General features: G+C 28.9%; 34 protein-coding genes. All 34 read right to left on the minus strand.

From position 1 onward, the window contains the following. Window positions 1-33: 33 nt before the first annotated feature. The 34 genes from B3B03_RS17185 to B3B03_RS17350 all read right to left on the minus strand — a co-directional run bounded on the left by B3B03_RS17185 (window position 34) and on the right by B3B03_RS17350 (window position 23026). Window positions 34-645 (minus strand): class I SAM-dependent methyltransferase, encoded by a 612-nt coding sequence (locus tag B3B03_RS17185; protein ID WP_346877902.1) that lies wholly within the window; start codon window positions 643-645, stop codon window positions 34-36. A gap of 191 nt (window positions 646-836) precedes the next feature. Continuing rightward, window positions 837-1025, minus strand: a complete 189-nt coding sequence (locus B3B03_RS17190) for a hypothetical protein (protein ID WP_346877903.1) — start codon at window positions 1023-1025, stop codon at window positions 837-839. 64 nt (window positions 1026-1089) lie between these two features. After that, the gene (locus B3B03_RS17195) at window positions 1090-1614 is read right to left on the minus strand and encodes a GNAT family N-acetyltransferase (RefSeq protein ID WP_346849009.1); all 525 of its coding nucleotides are present in this window, start codon (window positions 1612-1614) and stop codon (window positions 1090-1092) included. Between the two features lie 72 nt (window positions 1615-1686). Continuing rightward, a complete protein-coding gene (locus B3B03_RS17200; RefSeq protein ID WP_346877904.1) occupies window positions 1687-2172 on the minus strand; it encodes a GNAT family N-acetyltransferase in 486 nt (161 codons plus the stop codon). A gap of 94 nt (window positions 2173-2266) precedes the next feature. Continuing rightward, on the minus strand, window positions 2267-2980 hold the full coding sequence (locus B3B03_RS17205; protein ID WP_346877905.1) for a class I SAM-dependent methyltransferase: 714 nt from the start codon (window positions 2978-2980) through the stop codon (window positions 2267-2269). Window positions 2981-3114: 134 nt separating this feature from the next. Then, window positions 3115-3339 (minus strand): hypothetical protein, encoded by a 225-nt coding sequence (locus tag B3B03_RS17210; RefSeq protein WP_346849012.1) that lies wholly within the window; start codon window positions 3337-3339, stop codon window positions 3115-3117. A gap of 131 nt (window positions 3340-3470) precedes the next feature. After that, on the minus strand, window positions 3471-3935 hold the full coding sequence (locus tag B3B03_RS17215) for a GNAT family N-acetyltransferase (protein ID WP_346849013.1): 465 nt from the start codon (window positions 3933-3935) through the stop codon (window positions 3471-3473). A 45-nt stretch (window positions 3936-3980) separates the two neighbouring features. Beyond that, window positions 3981-4763, minus strand: coding sequence for a GNAT family N-acetyltransferase (locus tag B3B03_RS17220; RefSeq protein WP_346849014.1), 783 nt, complete (start codon window positions 4761-4763; stop codon window positions 3981-3983). A 285-nt stretch (window positions 4764-5048) separates the two neighbouring features. Then, a complete protein-coding gene (locus B3B03_RS17225; protein WP_346877906.1) occupies window positions 5049-5336 on the minus strand; it encodes a metal-sensing transcriptional repressor in 288 nt (95 codons plus the stop codon). A 28-nt stretch (window positions 5337-5364) separates the two neighbouring features. Beyond that, window positions 5365-6690, minus strand: coding sequence for an MATE family efflux transporter (locus B3B03_RS17230; RefSeq protein ID WP_346877907.1), 1326 nt, complete (start codon window positions 6688-6690; stop codon window positions 5365-5367). Window positions 6691-7010: 320 nt separating this feature from the next. Beyond that, entirely contained in the window at window positions 7011-7988 is a 978-nt protein-coding gene (locus B3B03_RS17235) for a DUF2935 domain-containing protein (RefSeq protein WP_414632269.1), read from the minus strand. 108 nt (window positions 7989-8096) lie between these two features. Further along, window positions 8097-8546, minus strand: a complete 450-nt coding sequence (locus tag B3B03_RS17240) for a helix-turn-helix transcriptional regulator (protein ID WP_346849017.1) — start codon at window positions 8544-8546, stop codon at window positions 8097-8099. A 155-nt stretch (window positions 8547-8701) separates the two neighbouring features. Further along, complete coding sequence (locus B3B03_RS17245) at window positions 8702-9088, minus strand: hypothetical protein (RefSeq protein WP_346877908.1); 387 nt, start codon at window positions 9086-9088, stop codon at window positions 8702-8704. Between the two features lie 42 nt (window positions 9089-9130). After that, window positions 9131-9634 (minus strand): hypothetical protein, encoded by a 504-nt coding sequence (locus B3B03_RS17250; protein ID WP_346877909.1) that lies wholly within the window; start codon window positions 9632-9634, stop codon window positions 9131-9133. Further along, entirely contained in the window at window positions 9635-9757 is a 123-nt protein-coding gene (locus tag B3B03_RS17255) for a hypothetical protein (protein ID WP_346877910.1), read from the minus strand. Between the two features lie 105 nt (window positions 9758-9862). After that, window positions 9863-10315: a GNAT family N-acetyltransferase gene (locus B3B03_RS17260; protein ID WP_346877911.1), complete on the minus strand. Its 453-nt coding sequence runs from the start codon at window positions 10313-10315 to the stop codon at window positions 9863-9865. A gap of 21 nt (window positions 10316-10336) precedes the next feature. Beyond that, window positions 10337-10837: an NAD(+) diphosphatase gene (locus B3B03_RS17265; RefSeq protein WP_346868901.1), complete on the minus strand. Its 501-nt coding sequence runs from the start codon at window positions 10835-10837 to the stop codon at window positions 10337-10339. Between the two features lie 14 nt (window positions 10838-10851). After that, window positions 10852-11334, minus strand: a complete 483-nt coding sequence (locus B3B03_RS17270; protein WP_346849019.1) for an NUDIX hydrolase — start codon at window positions 11332-11334, stop codon at window positions 10852-10854. A 60-nt stretch (window positions 11335-11394) separates the two neighbouring features. After that, complete coding sequence (locus B3B03_RS17275; RefSeq protein WP_346877912.1) at window positions 11395-12603, minus strand: winged helix-turn-helix domain-containing protein; 1209 nt, start codon at window positions 12601-12603, stop codon at window positions 11395-11397. Window positions 12604-12700: 97 nt separating this feature from the next. After that, entirely contained in the window at window positions 12701-13249 is a 549-nt protein-coding gene (locus B3B03_RS17280) for a 2'-5' RNA ligase family protein (RefSeq protein ID WP_346877913.1), read from the minus strand. A gap of 181 nt (window positions 13250-13430) precedes the next feature. Next, complete coding sequence (locus tag B3B03_RS17285; RefSeq protein ID WP_346877914.1) at window positions 13431-13940, minus strand: NUDIX domain-containing protein; 510 nt, start codon at window positions 13938-13940, stop codon at window positions 13431-13433. Window positions 13941-14083: 143 nt separating this feature from the next. Beyond that, entirely contained in the window at window positions 14084-14629 is a 546-nt protein-coding gene (locus B3B03_RS17290) for a GNAT family protein (protein WP_346877915.1), read from the minus strand. Between the two features lie 155 nt (window positions 14630-14784). Then, window positions 14785-16065, minus strand: a complete 1281-nt coding sequence (locus B3B03_RS17295) for a S8 family serine peptidase (RefSeq protein ID WP_346877916.1) — start codon at window positions 16063-16065, stop codon at window positions 14785-14787. An 85-nt stretch (window positions 16066-16150) separates the two neighbouring features. Next, entirely contained in the window at window positions 16151-16639 is a 489-nt protein-coding gene (locus B3B03_RS17300) for a GNAT family N-acetyltransferase (protein ID WP_346877917.1), read from the minus strand. Window positions 16640-16701: 62 nt separating this feature from the next. Further along, on the minus strand, window positions 16702-17409 hold the full coding sequence (locus B3B03_RS17305) for a class I SAM-dependent methyltransferase (protein WP_346877918.1): 708 nt from the start codon (window positions 17407-17409) through the stop codon (window positions 16702-16704). 92 nt (window positions 17410-17501) lie between these two features. Beyond that, window positions 17502-18125, minus strand: a complete 624-nt coding sequence (locus B3B03_RS17310; RefSeq protein ID WP_346877919.1) for an HAD family hydrolase — start codon at window positions 18123-18125, stop codon at window positions 17502-17504. A 39-nt stretch (window positions 18126-18164) separates the two neighbouring features. Beyond that, the gene (locus B3B03_RS17315; RefSeq protein WP_346877920.1) at window positions 18165-18605 is read right to left on the minus strand and encodes a GNAT family N-acetyltransferase; all 441 of its coding nucleotides are present in this window, start codon (window positions 18603-18605) and stop codon (window positions 18165-18167) included. Between the two features lie 158 nt (window positions 18606-18763). Next, window positions 18764-19294, minus strand: a complete 531-nt coding sequence (locus tag B3B03_RS17320; RefSeq protein WP_346849030.1) for a GNAT family N-acetyltransferase — start codon at window positions 19292-19294, stop codon at window positions 18764-18766. Window positions 19295-19406: 112 nt separating this feature from the next. Next, window positions 19407-19727 carry a hypothetical protein gene (locus B3B03_RS17325; RefSeq protein ID WP_346849031.1) on the minus strand — a complete coding sequence of 107 codons (321 nt, stop codon included), beginning with the start codon at window positions 19725-19727 and terminating at the stop codon, window positions 19407-19409. Window positions 19728-19880: 153 nt separating this feature from the next. Further along, complete coding sequence (locus B3B03_RS17330; RefSeq protein ID WP_346877921.1) at window positions 19881-20708, minus strand: GNAT family N-acetyltransferase; 828 nt, start codon at window positions 20706-20708, stop codon at window positions 19881-19883. 25 nt (window positions 20709-20733) lie between these two features. Continuing rightward, entirely contained in the window at window positions 20734-20970 is a 237-nt protein-coding gene (locus B3B03_RS17335; RefSeq protein WP_346877922.1) for a GNAT family N-acetyltransferase, read from the minus strand. Window positions 20971-21005: 35 nt separating this feature from the next. Then, entirely contained in the window at window positions 21006-21155 is a 150-nt protein-coding gene (locus B3B03_RS17340; RefSeq protein WP_346877923.1) for a hypothetical protein, read from the minus strand. A gap of 353 nt (window positions 21156-21508) precedes the next feature. Beyond that, entirely contained in the window at window positions 21509-22405 is an 897-nt protein-coding gene (locus tag B3B03_RS17345; protein WP_346877924.1) for an AraC family transcriptional regulator, read from the minus strand. 153 nt (window positions 22406-22558) lie between these two features. Then, the gene (locus tag B3B03_RS17350) at window positions 22559-23026 is read right to left on the minus strand and encodes a GNAT family protein (RefSeq protein ID WP_346849035.1); all 468 of its coding nucleotides are present in this window, start codon (window positions 23024-23026) and stop codon (window positions 22559-22561) included. Between the last annotated feature and the right edge of the window lie 69 nt (window positions 23027-23095).

A 23095-nucleotide genomic window follows, 5' to 3' on the forward strand; every position in this document is an offset into this window, starting at 1 on the left:
CATCCCCCCAATTATACAACTAATCTTATTCAATTACTTTTTCACTAGTATATATTCAAGATAAACTGATGTATTTTCTCTATCATCGATATTTCTTTTTACTGATTTCTTTTCCTTATATATAACTTCAAATTTTGTAAGGGCTTGCTCAATTTCGTTATCCTTATAATGACAATAGATCACTTCATCATTATCTTCAATTTGTAAAAACTCCCCTTCACCAATTTCTTTTCCTATGCCATAAGTATCACACTCTTTACCTAAAAAATTCACATAGCATAGTCCTCCAGGTTTTAACACTCTATAAAATTCTGATAAAGCAAGTGAGAAATCTTCTTTTTTCATATGAACAGATGTATTATAAGAATACAAAAAACTAAAAAACTCATTTTCAAAAGGTATTTTTCTCATATCACCAAATATGATATTTAAATCTTTATCTTGTTCTATACAAAATGCTCTTGCCTTTTCTAATTGTTCTTCAGATATTTCAATTCCATAAGTTTCATATCCAAATTCATAAAACAAAGAAAGAGGTGGATTAGAACCACCAGCACCACAGTCTAATATAATTTTCTCAGAGGAATTGTTATTACAATATTTTAAGAAATTATATAACGGAATAGCATTTATAAGGTTATGCATATTTTATTACCACTCCTTATATTTAAAATTTATACTATTTGTTTACTAATAAAAATAATCTATTATACTGTTCATGTTGATTATAGTAAATATCCTTTTTAAGATATATATGAAAATATTTTTCCAATATACTACACCATTTTTCTGTTTCTAAATTCCACAAGTATAATCCTGTTGTTTCAAGTAATAAATCATTGTCTAAGTGTGTAATGCCCCACTTCCACATCCATATAATCTACAATGCTATTTGTTCCACTACTTAACCACTTTAAAGCTTCATTTAAATCTGCTTGTCCCAAATCTGCATTTTCATATTTATTTGGTATTACTGCTTTAAATATATTGTCCCAAAGTATTTTTGTGCTATTATAATTCTCCATTGATATTTCTCCCTTCCTTCAATAGAGTTCTTCACTAGTGGACTTAGCTTACTACACGTTATGATTATAATCTTAGATTAGTCATTTCATATGATGGATGATACAGTCCTGTTGGTTCATAGAAATTATCTCCTATATAATGAAAATCTAAGCATACTAAAAGTTTTTTAGATCCAACATTATGTGGGTGATGTCCTGCAAAAAGCTTGTCTGCATTTAATTTAGAAAAACAATAATTGATTACTGCTTTTGCTGCTTCATGGGCATAACCTTGACCCCAGTATCTTTTACGAAGATGAAAACCAATTTCATATGAGTGTTGTTTAGATTTAAATGGGCGTGCACCACAGCAGCCAATCAGTTCTCCTGTTGTTATTTCAAATATAGGCCAATATTGAACATGAAAACCCTTGCCATTACAAATTTCAATATTTAAACGATTGTGAATATCATTTTCTGTAAATTCCCCTGTAGCACAAATAAATTTAGTAACATCCTTTTCTCCCCAAAGCTGATGTGCTAGTGTAAAGTCGCAATCTGACCAATTTGAGAAACCTATACGCTCTGTTTTCATAAAGTAATCTCTCAAACCTTTCACCTCCTATTATGTGGATAATATTTCTATGGCAGTATGATACTTCCTATTAATAGGTTAGCTTATTTATTCTATTTTCATCTCAAATAATGCAAATGCTCCACCATTATCTAATAAGAATTTATCAACTATCTCAAATCCTAGACTCTTATAAAGATTACATAATTTCTTATTAGTCCATCCTGTATCTAATCTTAAGTATTTAATATTTCTTTTTTTACATTCTTCTATTGCAAATTTAACCATTTTGCCTAGTAGACCCAGTCCTGCATACTCTCTTCTCACGCACAGTTTATGTATATATCCAGCTTCATTTTCCTTTGAATTTGGCCAAAAGAAAGTATCACTCCATTGCAATATCATACAACATGCATTAGCTCCTGAAACTTTTCCCACACAAAAATCTTCTTCCATAACATTTACCATTAATTTTTCTTTTGTAAGGTGTTCATCCTTCCATACATTTAATCCAACAGAGCGTCCCCAAGAAGCGACTTCTTTCATAATATTAATTACATTATCAACTTCTCCGGTAGATACGATAAAATTCATATTTCTCCCCCTCAAATTTGTAATCTGACACACCATAAATTGTCATCAACTTAATTTAAAATTTTCACTATATAAATATAAAGATATTTACATTTTATTTTTTCTTCAATAATGTTGTCCACATAAAAGATTTTCCAAATATATTGTCATTTTCGATCTCTTTCATCTCTCTAAATTCAAGTATATTGAAGTGTAGTTTTAAAATTGTTTTTAGCTTATACTCAGAAAATCCAAGTCCACCATGCATTGAATAATCTCTATACACATCATAATCAGATATATTTGCACCTCCGTTTAAATTAAAACAGTTCATGGAAAAATATCCATCTGGCTTTAAAAGTTTTAAAACAGCACTTAGGTATTGATTTCTCCTATGAGGTTTTATATGATGAAAACATCCTGAATCATAGATAAAATCAAAACTCTCTGGTTCACATTTAAAGTCAAATATTGATTGGCATAAAAAATTCACTTCTATAGATTGTTCTTTCGCCAATTGTTTTCCCCATTCAATAGATGTTTTTGAAAAATCAATTCCATAAACTTCAAACCCTTTGTGTGCAAGATATAATGAATTTCTACCATTTCCACATCCTATATCAAGTGCTTTTCCTTGTTTTAATAAATCTAACTCAAAATATGAAGCAAGGTTTTCATCAGGAATATTTTTAAAGAATGGAATTGCTTTTTCCTTATAAGAATAAAAATTGCTCCACCACTCATTATCCCGTTTCTCTACTAAATTATCTAACATATCAAGTATGTCATTTTCACTTTTAATAATCTCTGAATTGATTTTTTCTATCACACATATTCCCCCCTATACATTTATAACGGATATCAATCATTAATTTTCAAAGAAAAATATATCTCCCATTATCATCTCTCAATTGTAATTTTATCCCAATGTTCCAAGGATTTAGACATAGTTAAATGTATATATCATCTATTTGGATTTTCATTAGGAAAACAACAAATTACTGTATCGAGATACTCAATACCACAAAAATATTCACATATTGAAGTATTTTTCACTGCACATTTATGTGTATTAGAACCTTCTTTTTCATTCCAAGGACAACGACTTTGCTTCCAATCAACCTTGTCATTACTTGTTAAATCTATGTCCATATTTGCACCTAAAAGTTTTTTTATTTTTTCTTTCATAATCTTTACTCCTATTTGCCTAAATCAAAACTTAGTTAATATCTTCAAAGCTTCATTAACCATTATTAAAATATTATTAGTAATGTTTTAGAAGTTCATATTAAATCATCTTTGATATACAACTTTATAGTTTAACAAATTAACTTTTCATAAAAGAACAGAAATCCATCTTCTGATTGTCCAGTTTTTTTATAACCAGCTTTTTCATATAAATATTGATTTCTTACACTATAATAAGGAGTTCCCAATATCCATCTTTTTATCTGCGGATGCATTTCTTCCATTAGACTCATAGTCTTAAATCCAAAACCTTTATTATGATATTTCGGATGAATACATAGATCTTCCAATTCATAAAACTCTTGTTCTACTCCGTGTAGCCAAAAGAATCCAATTATATCATTATCAAGGATAATCTTATAGCATAAATAGTTTTTAATAAGTCTTCGTGTTTCTTCTTCTGAATCATATCCTGGAGGACCACCATCCCTTCCTGGTCCAAATCTACTTGTTTCATCATTATATGCAAATTTCTTAATTTCAGTTATAACTTTAGAATCTGTTAATTCTGCCTTTACAATGTTAATCATATTCATATTTCCTCCCCAACTATCTACTTTAATTCATGTTATAATCTATAACTACCTTATAAATAATATAGATGTCTTAATACCGCATATTGAGAATCCACATTTTTTATACATATCCTTTGCTGTATCGAAATTGTCTGTTATTAAGTATGCTATATCAGCTCCTGCATTAAGAGATTCTTCTAGCAATTTATGCAACATAGAAGTGCCATATCCTTGTTTTTGAAATTCCTCAATAATATCAAAATCCTCAATCTTTGCAATGCCATCTTTTATGAAAAGCTCACACTTACCTATAGGTTCCTTTCCCTTGTAGCAAACATAAAGGTTCAAATCAGGATTTTCCTTATATACCTCCATCTTTCTTTTGCTTCTTTTTATAGCAAACTCTTCTCCCATAGCTGCCTTATTGGCCTGTACATCAGCTTTGTATCCAGCATCAAGTATTTCAAGAGTATCTGCTTTTAAAGCTATGCAATCATCTTTTACTTTTAATTTCTTAAAATCTTTTGGCTCTATAGCCATAAAACAGTATTCTGTAATCTCAGGCTCTTGAATCAAGTTTTTTAACTCATCCCATTTCACACTATAATCCATCATGATATGTAAATGTTCATTATTTGACTTTTGCATTTCACCAAGCTTATTTTCAATAAAGCTTCTTAGTTCCCCCATCTCCATTGACTCTTTAAGAAAAGTGAAATTATGCATGTACATATCAAGTAGTTTTTTGTCTGTGAAAATGATTGATTTCTTCAGTTCAGCATAATCTGAAAAACATTTTATATATTTCAATTCAGTTTCCAAAATTTTTTCATATAATTCTGCCTTCATAATATAAATCTCCTTAACATATCTATTTTTGAATAATTACTATATATTTAAATTAATTACAAATAATTCTTTAAGAAAATTATAACATATAATTTTAATGAAAGTCCCAAAATATATCACATTCTTCTAATTTCTACTATTCTGTTTCCAACATCAACTATTTACATTTCAATGTTTGAATTGTAATATAGCTTGGTTATTAAATGAAAAAATATCACACATTCCTTTTAGAACATGTGATATTTAAACTAATTATAATTAGTATTATTAAAAATATTTTAGGATTTACTTAATAAATTTACCTATTGCATCATTTAAATCTGTGAGAACTTTTTTATCTCCTGTTTCTACAGCATCAACAACACAATTTTCAATATGATCTTGTAAAATTATTTTACCAATATTATTAATTGCAGATTTTACTGCTGAGACCTGTACTAATACTTCACTGCAATCTCGCTCATCCTCAACCATCTTTTTCACTGCCTCTAAATGTCCTATAGCTCTTGATAATCTATTTATTACAGCTTTAGTATTTTTATGTGTATGGTTATGTCCATTTTCATCACTCATAAATTTATCTCCTTTTGTTTTATTTTAATTATATGTTAATTTTCTGCCATTTTCCATTTAAGAAACGTTTTAGCAAAATAATACCTCTAATTGTAATATCTAAAGCATACCCAAGCCATACTCCCAATAATCCCAGCCCAAATGTTACTCCTAGTAAATATCCAACTATTACTCTCCCACACCAAATTCCTATTAGTGTTGCATACATTGGAAATTTTGTATCTCCAGCACCTTGCAACGCGCTGGTAAATACTTGGGTAATTGCTGCAAATGGCTGAAATAACGCAATCAACCTTAATACTCTTATAACCATTTCTTGTATTTCTTTTGCATCTGTAAAAATCATTGCAAATTGTGGGGCAAATATAAAAAATATAATTCCAATACAAATCATAAAAATAGTTGCAATGAAATCCGATAAAAAAACAATATTTTTAGCTTTATTAGTATTATCTTCACCAAGACTTATACCAACAAGAGTAGCTGTAGCAACCCCCAAACCCATTGCAGGTATATAGGAATAGCTTTCAATATTGCCTGCTATATTATGGGCTACATATGCTGATATACCAATAGAAATAATCATGCTATTGTATACTAATTGACCTAATCTCATAACTAATTTTTCAATTCCAGCTGGTATTCCAATTCTCATTATGGATTTTATTATATCTTTTTTAATCTTTATATTTGTCAAATCAAGCTTGATAACACTACCATTTACTAGTTTTAATAAAAGAATTAAAACATTTACTATACGTGAGATAGTTGTAGCTAAACCTAACCCTAGAATTCCTAATCCTAATCTCATAAAAATATAATTTAAAATTATGTTTAATATATTAGCAACACCCGTTGCTATCATTGGTGTACTAGTATCTTTAGTTGCTCTTAAACAACTTGATAGAATAAGTGATAAGCAAAGGAGTACTGATGGTACTGCAACAACCATATAATATGGTACTGTATAACTTAATATTTCATTTGAAGCACCTGAAATCATTAATATCGGTTTATAAAATATTAAATTGACTGCTCCAACCAATATTCCTATTATGATACCTAATATATTGGATTGTTTTATGGTCGCATTGGCTTCCTCAAAATCACATCTCCCAACATTTCTTGAAATAATTGCGTTAGTTCCTATACTTATAGCAGTATAAAAAGCAATGAACACATTAACAATTAAATTAGTTACACTAATTGCTGCAATTGCACTATCATTAATCTGTCCTGCAAAGTAGGTATCTACCGTTCCCAGTAGTGTTTGAAGAATATTTTCTACTATTACAGGAATTGATAATAAAAATATAGTAATAATATTATCTTTATTTTTCTTTACCCAATTCATTCTATCCCTCCTTATATCATCCCCCCATAGGGGATAATATAAGGGTATCATTTATTAAAATACACTTCAAGGATCTTTGTAAAATTATCCATTTAACTTCTATAATACCAAACTTAAAATATTTTCTTTGACTTTATTAACGCATATGATAAATTAATCGCCTATATTCAATACCATTTTGCATGGTTATTATATGTAAATTATACCATATAAATTATAGGTAGCTTATTTATAAATTAATTATTGAAAAATAAAAATACCGTAAAATTCATCACTAAATTTCACAGTATTTTAGAAACCCATTTATTCTTATATCAATTTTATCTATATGAAGAATATGTTTTTGTTTTGTAATTATTTAGCAATCTTAGATAATGATTTGCTTCTCTTAGAACATGATCTCCTAAGAGTGGTAAAATTATGGACTTAATCTTACAATTTAATAATCCTTCTGTTCCTTTCATCTTGAAATCTCTAATATCTTTAGTGGCCTCTCTACTCTCCTCAGTTACAGTGGATATATGTGCTAATGAAATTGTATTATCGTGCATAGTAAGTGCTTCTTCTGTCAATCTATCAAATTGCTTACCAAACTTGTTAGCAACATTAAATAATTCCTCTTCTGTTGGATCTAAAAAGCCTCTAATAAATTTAGAATGCTCAGCCATAATTCTGTTCCAGAAAGCTTCCTGATCAACCATTTCCTTATTAATGTCCATCTCAACTCTTTCCTGTAACCTTCCTAACATTCTAAGATAGAACATTGCTTCTCTTAAAATATGATCCACTAAAAGTGGATAAGAACCTGTAAACATCTTGCACTTTAATACATTTACTTTTATTTTATTTTTTAACTTAGCTGTTTCATTTACTACAGGAATAATCTCTTTATTTAAATAAAATACTTCTTCTGATAAACCATCTAGAGTTTTACTATTTTGATAATCTCCTAAAGATAATTCCATTTCAGTTGTATTTGTATTGATATTAATTCCAGTGTAAAATTCTGTAGCTCTTTCTGCTTCTAGTGTATAGTTTGTAATTATTTCTCCTGTATTACCAATGTTTGGATCGATAATTCCACTAGATAATTTTATAGTCTTTCTAAGCAATCCATCTAGTTGTTCCTTTAACATATCTGCATAATGAAGGTAATTTTGAGATCTAGGCATTAACGATGCACCAACAAAAACTAGATGCTCCTTCATTATTCTTAAAAAGAATAGATTTAATTCTAGCGATTGTTTAATAAACTTCTCCTTAGATAACATATTTTCTCCCTTTAAATAATACTTCATTAACAATATATGCTTATACCTATATACTGACATTGCAATTTAATTAATTTTTATTACAAAATATACTAATACACCTTGTTAATATTAAATTTACCACAAATTACGTTCTTACTGGTTGTTTTTCTTTTTTGCCATTTTATACTTTTGGTAAAGAATATCTTTTAAAACTAAAACAGTATTTACGTCATCAAACCCAAACTCAATTTTAAAAGCATCATATAACTCAGATATTTTCTCACTATAAGTATATATTCCTTTTATCCCTTGATATGAAGCCAAAATTGGATACTTTTTACTCCACGCACCTGTCCAGTCAATTTCATCAACTATCATTTCAATGCCAGTAACATCACCACTAATATGGCTTCCACTAATAAGATAATCATAACTTACATTATAAAGTTGACTTAGTAATTTTGCTTTAATAAGTTCAGGAACCGTTTGGTCGGTCTCCCATTTACTTACCGTTTGTCGAGATACACCTAATTTCTCTGCAACATCCTCCTGAGATAAACCTTTCTTTTTACGTAAATATAATAATTTTTCGCCTAATGACATAACTATCACCAGCCTTTCCTAAAATCCAAGTTAACTTGTAGCTATAGTATACTAAACACTAAACACCTTTTCTATCAAGTTAAAATGGAAATTTGTCAACTAAACTTAACATTCTAACTCTCTCGTATTTCCTTATCAACCCTAAAATATTTAATTTAATCGTAATTATTTATCATGCTCTCTTCATTAATGGCAGTATCTCCACTTACCTTTTCATCAGATTCCCCTTTAGACTTCATTAATTCATTAATGTATAAAGAATCTGCTATTGTTAAGCATTTCACTCTTGCCAATAATTCCTTTGATGCAGATTTTGCTGGAATACTCTTTATACACTTAGGTGGATTTTTACCATCACTAACATAAACTTTTATAATACCACCTTCAAGTATGTACTCTATTTTCCTTTTACCTGATGTTTTTATTTCAGTATTACTAGCTTTTGATTCTTCCAATAATTTCAAAAATTTTCCTTTTGAATTTTGCTTTTTATTTCTATCTTCATAATTTTTTATATAATAATTATTTAAAGTAACTTTCATTATGAATACTCTCCTTAAATTTATAATTTAATTGAAATACTATTAATCTATATTAACTTGTCCATAATGTTCACCAGCACATTTTATAATAGCAGAACTTTCACTAATCCATTCAATTGTATATTGTCCACTTGAAAAATTATTAAGCCCCTCTACCCTATTCCAGTTTACACTTCTCTTAAATAACCAATACTTTTTTTCATATATAGTACTATAACCATCTAATAGTGATGATTTTTCAACAACTATTATAGTATTTGATCTATTAGGAGCCTGAAAATATAACTCCTTTTTAGAAAGGAACAATAACTGAGAAGTTATAACTAAAAGTGAGATCGCTATAAACACCATATATCCAATCACTTTACTAGATTGTGTTTCTTTAATTATATATAAAATAACAAGATATAACCCCAATATAATTAAAGCTGTATTAGTATAACTTCCAATTAGTGATAGATTGAAAGCTAATTTTATAGCTATCAATAAAATTATCATTAATATATAAGTTATAGAAATTACATTAAATAAACAGATTTTTTTCATCTAAATATTACCCCTATATCTTTCTACTAACTTGTAAGTCAAATTCTGGCTTTGTAACATTTGAACATTCTTATCATTTTCAACTACTCTTGCTCCTGTAACAATATGTGTTAGCATAATCATATATATCACTCCTTAATCAATTACTGATCATTACTTTTCATGATAAAAATAAATTACATAGAAATATTGAGCTTATGAGGTTTTATTTCTTTTACAGGCATAACATCATTCTCTTACAAAAGAATAACTCTTTCTAAATCCCATGTTCGTTCTAAAACTATTTCTTTGATAAAAGTCGTCCGCTCCATCCGTTGAAAGTAAATCTAATCTTGTATTCGGATATAAATTATGACATATATCAATTAAAGCTTTTCCTATGCCCATTCCTCTATAACTAGTGTCAACTATAATTTCAGCTATATAAGTAGTAATTTCTCCATCTGTTAATGCACGAATTAATCCAACTATTATGTCTCCATCTAATGCAACAAGTGTAATATTAGAATTTTCCCATGCCTTTAATGCATCTTCTGATCTTTTTAAGAATGTCATCCATCCTTGTTTCTCATATAATACTTGAATAGAAGAAAAATCTGTTTCTTTAAATTGCCTAATATAAATTCCTTTTGGTAATTTTAATTGTCTAATTAACTCTTCCGTTAAAATAAATTTATTCATAAAAGAATTCCTTTGTAATATTTATAAGTTTAGCAATTTCATTGAATTATCAAAATGAATGCCAGACATATTATTTACTCTTGCAATATATTTATTAACTTCATCAATTTCACACCACATAATATCATCAACTTCATTAGAATTATTAAATGATTTTGCCTTAACAAAGGCAATGAATCCAGCCATTATTAATTCATTTGGTTTAAAGTAATAGCTTTCTACATACTGCATTTTTTCAACTTGTTGACCTGTTTCTTCTAAAACTTCTCTTATTACTGTCTCTTCCAATGTTTCACCATTACTTACATAACCAGAAACTACTCCCCAATGAGTTTTGGAAATATAATTTTGCTTTAATAGCAATATTTGATTATTTTCGTTAATAACTAGAACTTCAACACAGCTGGCAGGGCCATCAAAATATGGTTTATCACAATCTATACAATATCTTACTAATCCTTCATCCCCAATACTTTTTTCGTCTAATTCTTTACCACATATAGGACAATAAATAAATTTCATAAAAGAATTCCCCTTTATATCTTTCTACTAACTTGTAAGTCAAATTCTGGCTTTGTAACATATGCTAGATATTGAACATTACCATCAAAATCTAAATATGCTTGAAAACGTTGACGAATAGATGGTGATGTAATCATATCAAGAACTTTATCCTTCTTTACCCAACGTGATTCTGAATTCTCATCTGAAATACATAAGTCACCATCTACAAATGTACAAATAAAATCCATCATCACCTTTGTAGGTACTGTCTTAACTCCATTATATCCTTCATGTGTGGCTGTATTTGAGGAAATAGCAAAAAGTTTTTTTACTGTAACATTAATCCCACTTTCCTCTTTTATTTCTCTTACAACTGCATCAATAACGTTTTCTCCGACTTCAACTTGACCACCAGGAAAAACCCAGCCCCCATGATGAGTTTTGACTAATAAAATCTCTTCTTTATCATTTTCAACGACTCCTGCTCCTGTAACAATATGTGTTGGCATAATCATATATATCTCTCCTTGGTAAATTACTAGCAATTACTTTACATAATAAAAATTAACTATAGTCTAGCCTTTTATTTTCCTCCATGAACTTTCTTCTAATCCATCTGCTTTTAGATACTTACAGAATCTTTCAAAGCATCCCATCATAGCAGCTATAGCCTCTTCTGTTACTTGATAGTTCTCTTCCCACCACCAATTTTTTATTATCAATGGTTCATTTCCTCGATGTATTTCAGGTTCAAATCTTGCTACAAGCTTATCTCCATATAAAACTGGTAATACATAATATCCATACTGCCTCTTTGAAACAGGTTTATATACTTCCCAACTATATTCAAAATCAAAAATATCTTTAACTAACTTTCTGTCCCAAAGAAGATTATCAAGTGGAGCCAGAAAACTTGCTTTTTTATCAATACTAGAATTAAGATTATCTAACATTGATGTATCGTCAGCCCTTATATAAAAAGTTTCATTTAGTCCTTCTACTTTTACAAGTATAAGCTCACCATCCTCTAGTAGTTCCTTTAATATTTTCTTTCTAAGATTTTTATCGGATACAAAATGACCAAGCCATCCTCCACCATTTCTATCCCAGTAGATCCCTATGCTTCCTATCCTTCTTTTAACATACCACTTATAAAAATCATTATCATTATTAAAAGGTTCCTTCACATCCAGTAGCTCTTTTGGCAATAGGTTTTCTATCAAGTCATAAACCTTTTGTGTGTTCTTCTTTTCTTTAACGCCCAAAATTCCGCTGTTCCACATATAGTCCATGGTAGCGCTGGAAAGTTTCCCATGACCCCAAACTCCACTTTTTACACGTCCAATATCCAGCTTTGAAGGCAAGGTAGCACCATTTTTCTCTATATATTCTTTTGCTGCATCCACATGATTAATTGCTTCAATTGAACTTCTATGATGCAATACTCTCTCAATTTCTTCTTTTCTTCTTAATCTCACTTTTTCAAAATAAGGCCAGTCTTTAACGGAATAGATAGCCATCATCTTATCCCAGCCATCTATGAGTTCTCTTTTATTATAAAGAAGAGTTTCTAGCATCATAGGGTTATAATTTTCAACTCTGGACTGAAGCACCAAATCAGCATTTCTCCCTACCATATTTAAAGGATCATATTGTATGCACCCTACTCTATTTATAAAATTCTTAATACCCTCTTCACCCTTAAAAGATTTTGGTGAAGATAGCCCCTGATACATCACCAGGAATTTTCTCAATTCACCCTTTGACATAGTAATTTTTTTCATATTACTTCCTCACTAAAATTTTTATTTATTATATTTTCAATTTTAAGATTAAATTTTAAAACAAATTATTCTGAAAAACTTCTTATAATAATTATAATTACATGAAAATATTGAGCTTATGAGGTTTTATTTCTTTTACAGGCATTACAACTTCAACAAAACCAATTTCTTCATATCTACTGTTTGGAAAAACCTCATAGTTTTCGATTACGTATTTTGTAGCTTCCACTAATGCTGATTCTTTATCTTCACTTCCCAGCATAACGGCACAATGAGGTACCCATTGTCCAGCTGTGTAATATTCCCAACCACTATGATCACAAAATGCAAAAGTTTCGTGTATATTTTTATGTAAAGCAATTAATTCACCACATACAACTGGTGCAAGATATACAGTTCTAGTATTATTAAACACCCCAATACTAGAAAGCAAAGCGGGAAATGATTTTGTATCCTTAGCTATTTCTTTTAATAACTTGTCACACTTTTCAATATCAATATCATTAAATATAGCTATGGTAATATGAGGACGAGTCTTCCATTCTAAATATTTTTCACTGATTCTCTCTCTTGCAATTCCTTTAGCCAATTTAAGAATTTTTTCCTCTGTTTCCTTATCAAAATATAATTCTATTGCATATTTCATACTAATTCTCCTTCCATATGTAAATATATTTTATTATAAATCTACTTATAAATTTCATGTTGTTCAAATATAAAAATCGCTGAAACCCTTGGTATGACAACAACTATTTAAATAGTTAAATAGTTGTATAGTTTCCTATGTAACTATTTTCATATATAAATAGTTACATATTTATTTTATTCTACTTAAAATTTAAAATAATTTCATTAACATAGTCATTCATAACTGTTCTATATTCTTCAGGTCTGTAGTCCATAGATTTTATCAAATTAATCATCTCTTGGGCTGAAATAAATTTAACATCGTCTACCTCTGACTTTTGTAAGGTTAAATCTGAAGTATCAATATCTTTACATAATACAAAAATATCAATGAAATGATTGTATTTTTCCCATAAAACTCTTTTAAGAAAAATTATATCATCTATTTTTATACCTAATTCTTCATGTATCTCTCTAATAATAGCCTCTTTACTTGTTTCTCCAGCTATAACGTGTCCCATGTGAATATCCCATCCACCAGGTAAGAACTGTTTTGATTTTGATCTTTTCTGAATTAAGAATTCTCCCTTTGAGTTATGTATATATGCATGTGCTCCTAAATCATATTGTCCTTCTAAAAGCTCTTCATCTTTTGGTGCTATTTTACCACTTCTACTACCATCTCTATTTAAAACATCAAAATACTCCACTAATACTTCCCCCTTATGCAGCTTAACATTTCTTCTACAACTTTTAATACGATATTTAGATAAATCTCTTTTCAATTTTAATTCATATTATATGGTATATTGTAAATGTAAATCATTAACTTTAAAATTCTATTTCAAATCTACTATTCTTTGATTAAAGCATAGTGTAGATGATCTTCCCATTTCCCGTTTACTTCTAAAAACTTATTTGCCATACCTTCATATATAAATCCAAGTTTCTCTAAAACCCTTATTGATGCTTTATTATTTGGCAGCGCATATGCTTCAATCCTGTGTATTCCATATTCTTCAAACATAATCTTAATCCCAGCTTTAACTGCCTCTGTCATTATACCTTTACTAGCTACATCTTTGTCTGATTTATATCCAATATGACATGATAAGAAATCATAAGGTACAATATTATAAAAGGTTACCTGTCCAACAATCTTATCATAGTTTCCCTTATTAAATACCCAAAGTCTAAGAAAGCTTCTATTTTGAATATACTTAAAATCTCCTCTTAATTCCTCTGTCTGAAAGTCGACAGTGTAAAATTCATTTTCTCTTTGCGGTTCAACCTGGCTAAAAAACTCTCTATTTCGTACTACATAATCTACCACTTTATCGGAATCATTTTCATCTAATATTCTTAAAACTAACCTTTCAGTCTCGTAAGTTGATTTCATTAATCTTCTCCCTTCTTGATAAAATCTTATAGTTAAATAAATCAATTATAGTTATAGATTTTCATATGATTTTTACAGCATAGCCTAAAATCATATGAAAAGTATAGTAATCTAAATCAACACTATGCATATTTGTCATTTAACTAGCTCATATACTATTGGCTTAGACTATAAATTAATTTTTCAGGATTTAGTATTTTTCCCTTATATTTTTCTGTTCCTTTTTCTATTTGTCTGCTATCTCCTGTTGCAAGAGCTTGTTTCCAAAATTCTTCTGGCGTAATATCTAGTTTTACTTGACAAGCTAAAGCATAAAGTCCAGCAACATAAGGCATACACCAGCTCCATCCCCCTTCTCTATAAAATACATAATCCTTCTCTCCTGTAGGGCTAGCCACTGTTTTAGAATCAATAGGAATAAGTAGTAATTCTTCTGGTTTGTCCATATTAAATTTCTCTTCATAATACTTATTAAGTTCATCAATATGCTCTATTTTTGACATCCACTTTTTCCATTCTGTAACTTTATAATTAGAAATATCATCTTTATCTGCAAGGGAATCTATATCTAATCCATGGAAATAAAACTTATCCTCATATGTGTCAAACATATTTACAGTTATAACAAATATATTTTCTTTAATTGCTTTTTTAATTGCTTCTATAAATTCATTATACCCCTTACTTTCAGGCTTGCATCCTGCTGATATAGATAAAACTCTTATCTTATCATCCTTTGGCAAGGATTTATTTACTTCAATAATTCTTTCAATTGCTTTTGCTGTCCAAGAAAAGTCTAGTTCCATTTCACTATTAACAAAGTTATAGTTTTCACATGCTATAAAATACAAATCTGCTTCCGATGCAACTCCAGTATTCTTACCTGCTGCAATGGATGCCACTGCTGGAGCATGCATCTGTGCCTCTTCTGGTTCATAATGAATTTCTTCATACATCTTTACTCTATCAAGATATTCCTCATGATTTACTAAAAGAGAATAATCGATAAATGCTATGTTTATGCCCTTACCAGTTATTCCTCTTTCATGAAGTTTTTTTATTTCAAGACCTGGATTTTTATGAAACTCTAAAAAACTTTCAGGGTTAAACTCCTCTGGAAGTTTCCCAGGCCATTTTGTTTTACTATCAAACACTGAATTTAAAAGCCTATCTTTCTCCCCATATAAGTCAAGATTCTCAAGGTCATATCCTCTTAAATCACTACTATTTTTTCCCCACTCATCTTTGAGTTCTTCAATGTTATTTATACTCCCTCTTCCAAAATCAGCCATGTATGGAAACCTTTCAATTTTCACCTCTTCTTTAACATTATCATTAGTAGAAATTTTTTCTTTGCTGTTAACTTTATTATTGCAGGCAGTTATATTTATTACAAATACTGCTACCAACAACACTATTGCTAACTTCTTTTTCATTTAATATCCACCCTTTCATTTTTCTCTACAATATTATCATCTTCCTTAGTTAGTACCGTTGCCTCTGGATTTCTTAATATATAATTTAGCTTATCTTCCCATCTATCATGCATATCAAAAAATGCTCTTCTCTATTTATAAACTCAAATCCAAATTTATCAAATATACTTTTCATTCTCTTATTTGAGCCCATTGTATCAGCATATATGCATTTAAGTTTTAATGTATTAAATACATAGTCTATTGCCAATTTAACTGCTTCAGTTCCATACCCTAATCCCTTATAATTATTATTGGCAAGGGTAATCCCAAGTTCACATCTGCTTTTTTCATAATCAACTCGTTTAAAAGATAATTCTCCAATGATTGTTCCATCCCTTAAAAAAATTCCAACCCTAGGATACCATGATTCCTTTTCTATGATAGAATCATACTTTTTATCAACCTTTTCTTTATCATAAATATAGGTATTTGGATCCATAATTGGATCTGTAACATAGGATTTATAGTGTTCATGATATTCATCTCTAGTATATGTTTTTAAATAAATCTTGTCTCCTTCAATTCTAATCATAGACTCCTCCTTAAAATAAGGTATACCTCCAGCTTTCCTAGCTTTACAGTTCATGAAGATTATTAGTTAACCTTTTTGACCACATAAAATATTTTATATGACTTATCATCAATTGGAGATAATCTAAAATCTTTATACCTATTCATTATTTCAAAGCCAGAATTTATAAGAAACTCATCCATTTCTTCAACAGTATATGCCCTTTGAATATGTGTTTCACATTGATTATCACCAAAGTCAAAGACAGTTTTACCTATTTTACTTACCTTATCATATTCTAATATTTGTTTGAATTCTATATTATCAAACTTTCTATCAATTATTCCAAAATGCCTTTCTTCATATAAAACTGGAGTATTAATATCAAATATAAAAATTCCGTTATCCTCTAAATGTAAAAAAACATTTTTTAAAGTTTTTTTCATGTCTGAATCTGTTACTAAATAATTTAGTGCATCAAATGCACAAGTTATAAGCTGAAATTTTTTATTCAAAGTGAAATTTACCATATCTGCAACTGCAAATTCTATTCCCGTTGTAGTCTCCTTTGCTACATTAATCATATCTTCTGAAATATCAATTCCACTAACTTCAAAATTTTCATTATATAATTTCGATGCTAGTATGCCTGTACCACAAGCAACATCTAACACAGATTTAATATTTAGATTGTAAATATTAATTACATTGCAAATTAAATCTCCGTATTTAATACTATCTTTTCCCCAACCTTTTTTATAAAACTTTGCCAATTTCTCATAAGGTTTCATTGATTATACTCCCCCTTTTTACTTCACAATATAATCTACAGATTGTTAATAAATCTATGTATTGTAATTTATAAACATATGTTCTTATAGTGTTACACAAACTTTAAAAGTTCGTGAAAGCTATTAATTACATAATCATATTCTTTAACTTCCCCAAAACCATATTGTGCATAAATAAAAGGTATATTAGCAATTCGTGATGCTTTTAAATCTCCCTCAGTATCACCAACATATACTGAACTAATTAAGTTATTTCTTTTTATTATTAGTTTTATATTCTCACCTTTACTTAAACCTGTTCTTCCTACATTCTCATAATCTATAAAATATTTATCTAACTTATGTGATTTAAAAAAGGCTTCTATATATCCACATTGACAGTTACTAACAATAAATAATTTATATTTTTTAGATAATTCCTTTAAAGTTTCCTCTACCCTATCATATAGAATTGCACCATGTTTGCCTAAATGATTACATTCATCCTTACAGCAATGCTTAACTATTTTAAGTCTATTTTTTTCTTCTAAATATGGGAAAAACTTCAATGCAACATCCTCTATTACTAACCCCATAACACCCTTCATATCATCTAGCGTAAGTTTATTTATCACCTCATCATAGTTACCTATAGTTTTATTCCATGAATCTATAACACTAGATGTTGAGTCCCATATAGTTCCATCTAAATCAAAAATAATACTATCTATGTCCATATTTTTACACCTCATTTAACAGAATAAATGTATTTAACTCTATAAATCTAAAGCCATAATTATTTCATCTTCATCTACTTCTCCTGTATGAAGAAAGCCTAACTTTGTATAAAGATTTTTAGCAGCAATATCACCATCACAGTAACATAAAACTATTCTGCTGTATTTTGCATTATTTCTCATCAGTTCTATTGCTTTGAATACCGCTTCTTCTCCATATCCATTTCTCTGATATCTTCTATCAATCATCATTTGATCAAATACAAAGGCTTGTAATTCATCACACTCTCTATACATTAATAATCCTACTATTTCACTATCATTATATATTGCTTTAGCTTGACTTCTTTGAGGTCTAAAAACATAAGCTCTAGCCAAAATACCAACATTAGAGCATACATAATGTTGCTGTTCTTTTTCCACTTCTAGTAAGTTAACATCTCTCCAATTTTTCTCCGTAACTTCTTTTAAAAGTATCATTAAACTCCCTCCCTAGCATTCTCCAGAAACAGTAATCTTAATAAAATTATACCATATTACACCGGATTATCATCCATATATTTGTATATGTAGTAAAATTAGAAAATAAAAAAATATCGTATACTCATTTCTGAATAATCCGATATTTTATAACCTTACTATTTAATATAATACATGTTCAACTCTAAAGTACTTCCACAATTACTTTCTGCTTTATTGAATCCACCTTCTATTCCACCTAGAGCTTTAACTAACTGAATACTATTAGGATTACGACGATCTGCCTCATAAATAAAATAATCTAAATCCATATGTTCACGAAAAAAGTTAGTTAGACCAGTAATAGCTTCATATCCATACCCCTTACGTTGCTCATTCTTTCGTATCCATAAACCCACCTCAGGAGTCTTAGTATCTATCAGATGAATCTCTATACTTCCAATGAATTTATATTCCTTATCTAAAATACAACACACCAAATTTGTTCCCATTTCTTTAAGTTCTGTAAACTCATCAATAAATTTTCTTGTACTATCTAGGCTTTTAAAAGGCTCTGGATACTGGTATTTTGTTATTTCATCATTAAATTCAGTAAAATAATCATATGCAAATTCTTCTGAAATAGGCACAAGAAGTAACCTACTTGTTTCTATATTAAATCCTTTTTCATTAATAATATCCTTTATCATTCTTACCTCCGTTATATCTGAAAAACCAAATATCTTATCTAACTCATTTATCTACACTAGAGTTTTATCAACCATTATTTTTTGTTTCTTAACTATTTAGTTGAATTATGTATTATAACTGTTTCAAATCATTAACAGTCATTCCCTTTAATCTAGTACCATGGTTTTCACTATCAAAGTGAACATTACTATGTTTAGGATACATAAATTCGATCATTGCGAAGTTTGCAACATCAACTAAAAATTCTGTATTACCAGTTTCTTTATACTTTTTTAATCTTATTTCTAGATTTTCAACTGAATTAATTAAACCCTCACCATAGTTATTTTTTATAGGACCGTATTTATGATAACTGACGAACATTCTATTTTTTCTTAGTTTATCAAATTCTTCACTATATTCTGTCTGTAATACTTGTTCTATATCATTCATAATTTTCTCCTTAACTTTGCTTCACTATCTTAGAAATGCATCATTCATAAAAATATCATGAACTATTTAATATTGTTTATTCTCTTTTTTTATATTTACTTACTAACATCCATACAAATAGTTCAGGCATTAAATTTAATAAGCTAATCATATTTATTCATATGTATGTTCTGAAAAATAAGCAATTTCAATAAAACCATTTCTTTCATATAACTTTTTAGCACCAGTATTTGACTTAGCTACTCGAAGTCTTATGTTTCTAATAGATTCATTCATACTCATATTTCTAATACAATGTGCTAATATATAACTTCCATATCCTTTATTTTGAACTGTAGGTTTAACTACAATATCAGTTATATAGTTTTGGCAGAAAATATATGCACCTACCAACTCATTATTTATCCAGAATGAACGTACTTGGCTATGCTTATCTAAATCAATAAGCTTTTTGTAAAATTGTTCTTCATTTATGGCATTAGTATTTACCCGCCAACCATTATCTTTATATAACTGATAATATGAACTATCAAATAAGTTAATAAATTCTTTTAACATATCACTTTTGAATCCTTTATCAATTAAATTACAACAATTTAAATTAGGTAACTCTTTACCAATGAATTCAAGATGATATCCTTCAACATCTACTTTAAAACCTAATTTTCTTACTTCATTAATTATTTTTAGATTATTCCCGTACACGTTAAAGCATATTTCTTTTGAGTCAAATTTTAAAATATATTCTTTAGTCTTATTTTTTATAATATCTAAAATTTGTTCTATATTGTTTCCATTAAGAAAATAAGCATAAAAAATGCAACAATCTTTATTGTCAACAGCTATAAATACTCCCATATTTTCCACTGTTGATACAGAATATATTATATCCACTTGATTGTTTTCAAATGCTTTTTCTACATACTCTTTTGCATGGGGAGATATATTATCTATGAGCATTAATATTTCTTTAGACTCCATTTATACTACTCCTTCCATAACATGCTTATTCTTCTGTATATATGGTTTCCCATGGATATTTAGAGTAAGCCGTTTTATGCCTTTTAAAACCAATTTTTTTATAGAAATCCTCATTTCCAAAAGTAGCGGTAAGATGAATAGGTATATAGTCTTCTCCTTCCAAAAGTGTGTTCATTAAATTCTTTCCTACACCCTTTTTCTGATATTCAGGCAATACCCCCACATCAAATACTGAGCCATAACATATGCCATCTGATATCATTCTACAGGCTCCTATTAATTTTTCATCATCCCATGCTATAACAACTTTATAACTATTTTAAATGCTGATTGAATTTTGTGGTATTCATTATTTTCCATAAACCGTTTCAATAATCCAACTCTTTTATATAGGTCAAAAAGTTTATCCCACTGAATATTTTCTAATCCTACTTTATATGATATCATCTATACTTGCCCCTTCCTACTTTTCACTATTAAAATAATTATTTTATTTTAAATAAACATCACATTAAACACTAAAACTCATAATACTTTTTCCTATATGTGACCTGTAAAACAAGTAAACTTAATGAAATTATACCATATTGAACCAAATTATTTTCTATATATTTTTATAGTAATTTATATTTTAAATACCATGTTATTCAACTCTCAAATAATATTACTTTAATTATACAATTTACTATATAGTTAAATCATAAAATAAAAACACCGTGTAATCATTACTGAATACTACGGTATTTTAACCAATGAATATTTATTTTTTATAGATATTTTTAATTTTAGAATATATATATCTACTTCTTAGTAATAGGAACCCATATTTCGCAGGCATAATCATCATCATTTGTATCTCCTGGTAGATAAACTTCAAGTTCATAGTCTGCTGCTCTTTCATATCCACAGTTAGGAAGCCATTCTGCTGTTATTTTTGTCCACATGACATCAATTGGGTGCGCCTTGCCATTGAGGCTTCCTCTTGCAGTAAATACTGCCCATTTTCCTGCTGGTATAGTATAACTTTGCAAATCCGTTACAACATTTTCATCAACTTCAGCACCAATAGCCAGTATAGTTTCTCCATTTTCTAAAGTTTTGGTGAAACCCATCTGCCACATGGGGCTGCGATAAAGTTTGTATTCACATGCTATCTTCCTATCAATATCACTATCCAAAAATTCATCCCAAATATCCCATACTTCACCTAAAGCTTCTTTCCAATCATTAGCTTCAGCATTAGCAGACTGCCTCTTTATTTGTTTAACAAGTCCAACCAATTTTATTTCTTTCTTTTCCTCAATACGATACTCCATCTCAACATCTCCTTTTATTGAAATATGAAAAGTGATGGGTGGGTAAGCTTTAAGTTTTACTCCCAAAGTGCGCGCTACCTTAGGAGTTACACCATGCATTCCAACGAAAGCACGAGTAAATGCATCGGGCGAATTATATCCATACTTTATAGCAATATCAATAACTTTTTTATTGCTACTTTGTAAATCTAATCCTGCAAGGGTTAATCTTCTACGACGAATATATTCAGATAGAGATACTCCTACAACATAAGAAAAAACACGTCCAAATTGATGCATTGAGCAACAAGAAACTTTTGCTACTTCATCATACATAATATCATCAGTCAAATGATTCTCAATATAATCTATTGTTGCTGTCATTCTATCAACCCATTCCATTTTACCTTCCCCTTTCATATTTAATTGTAACAAAGGAAATATAAGACTACCCTACATTCCTAGTACAAATATGTAGGGTAGTCATCGGATAACGATTTACCCTAATGGACAACGAGTTCTAAGTATCGAAAGTACTGATACTAAGAACTCTATTTATAATTCTTTTGACATGGTTATAAATTCCATTTCTCCCTTAACTGTTTTTCCTATGAATTCATTTATAACTTTAAAATCTAAACTTTTATATAATCTTATAGCTCTTTCATTAAATTTAAGAACTGAAAGCTCTATATTTTTTAAATTGTACCTTTCCTTAGCAAATTCTAAAATAGCTTGTAAAAATTCCTTTCCCATGCCCTTGCTTGTTAAACTTGGTCTCATTTGAATTGAAAAGCTTACTTTATCATTAAGGTAAAAAGCACAATTTCCTACTAATTCATTTTTATCATCATAAATTGCGTACACATTATCATCCATAGGAAAACTTTTTACATAATTTATTTTTCCTTCTGAGAAGTCATTATCAAAAAATGAGTAAATTCCTTCATACTTCCATGTAATCATATCTTCAACATCATTATTTGTTACTTTCCTAAATTCATATTTTGTAATTTTATTCATCCCCGAATCCCCCTATTTATAATTTAACATTTTGTAAGTTTCACTGCTTATATGTAATTTAAATTTATA

Source organism: Clostridium sp. UBA5712, from assembly GCF_002419845.1.
Lineage (GTDB): Bacteria > Bacillota > Clostridia > Clostridiales > Clostridiaceae > Clostridium_J > Clostridium_J sulfidigenes.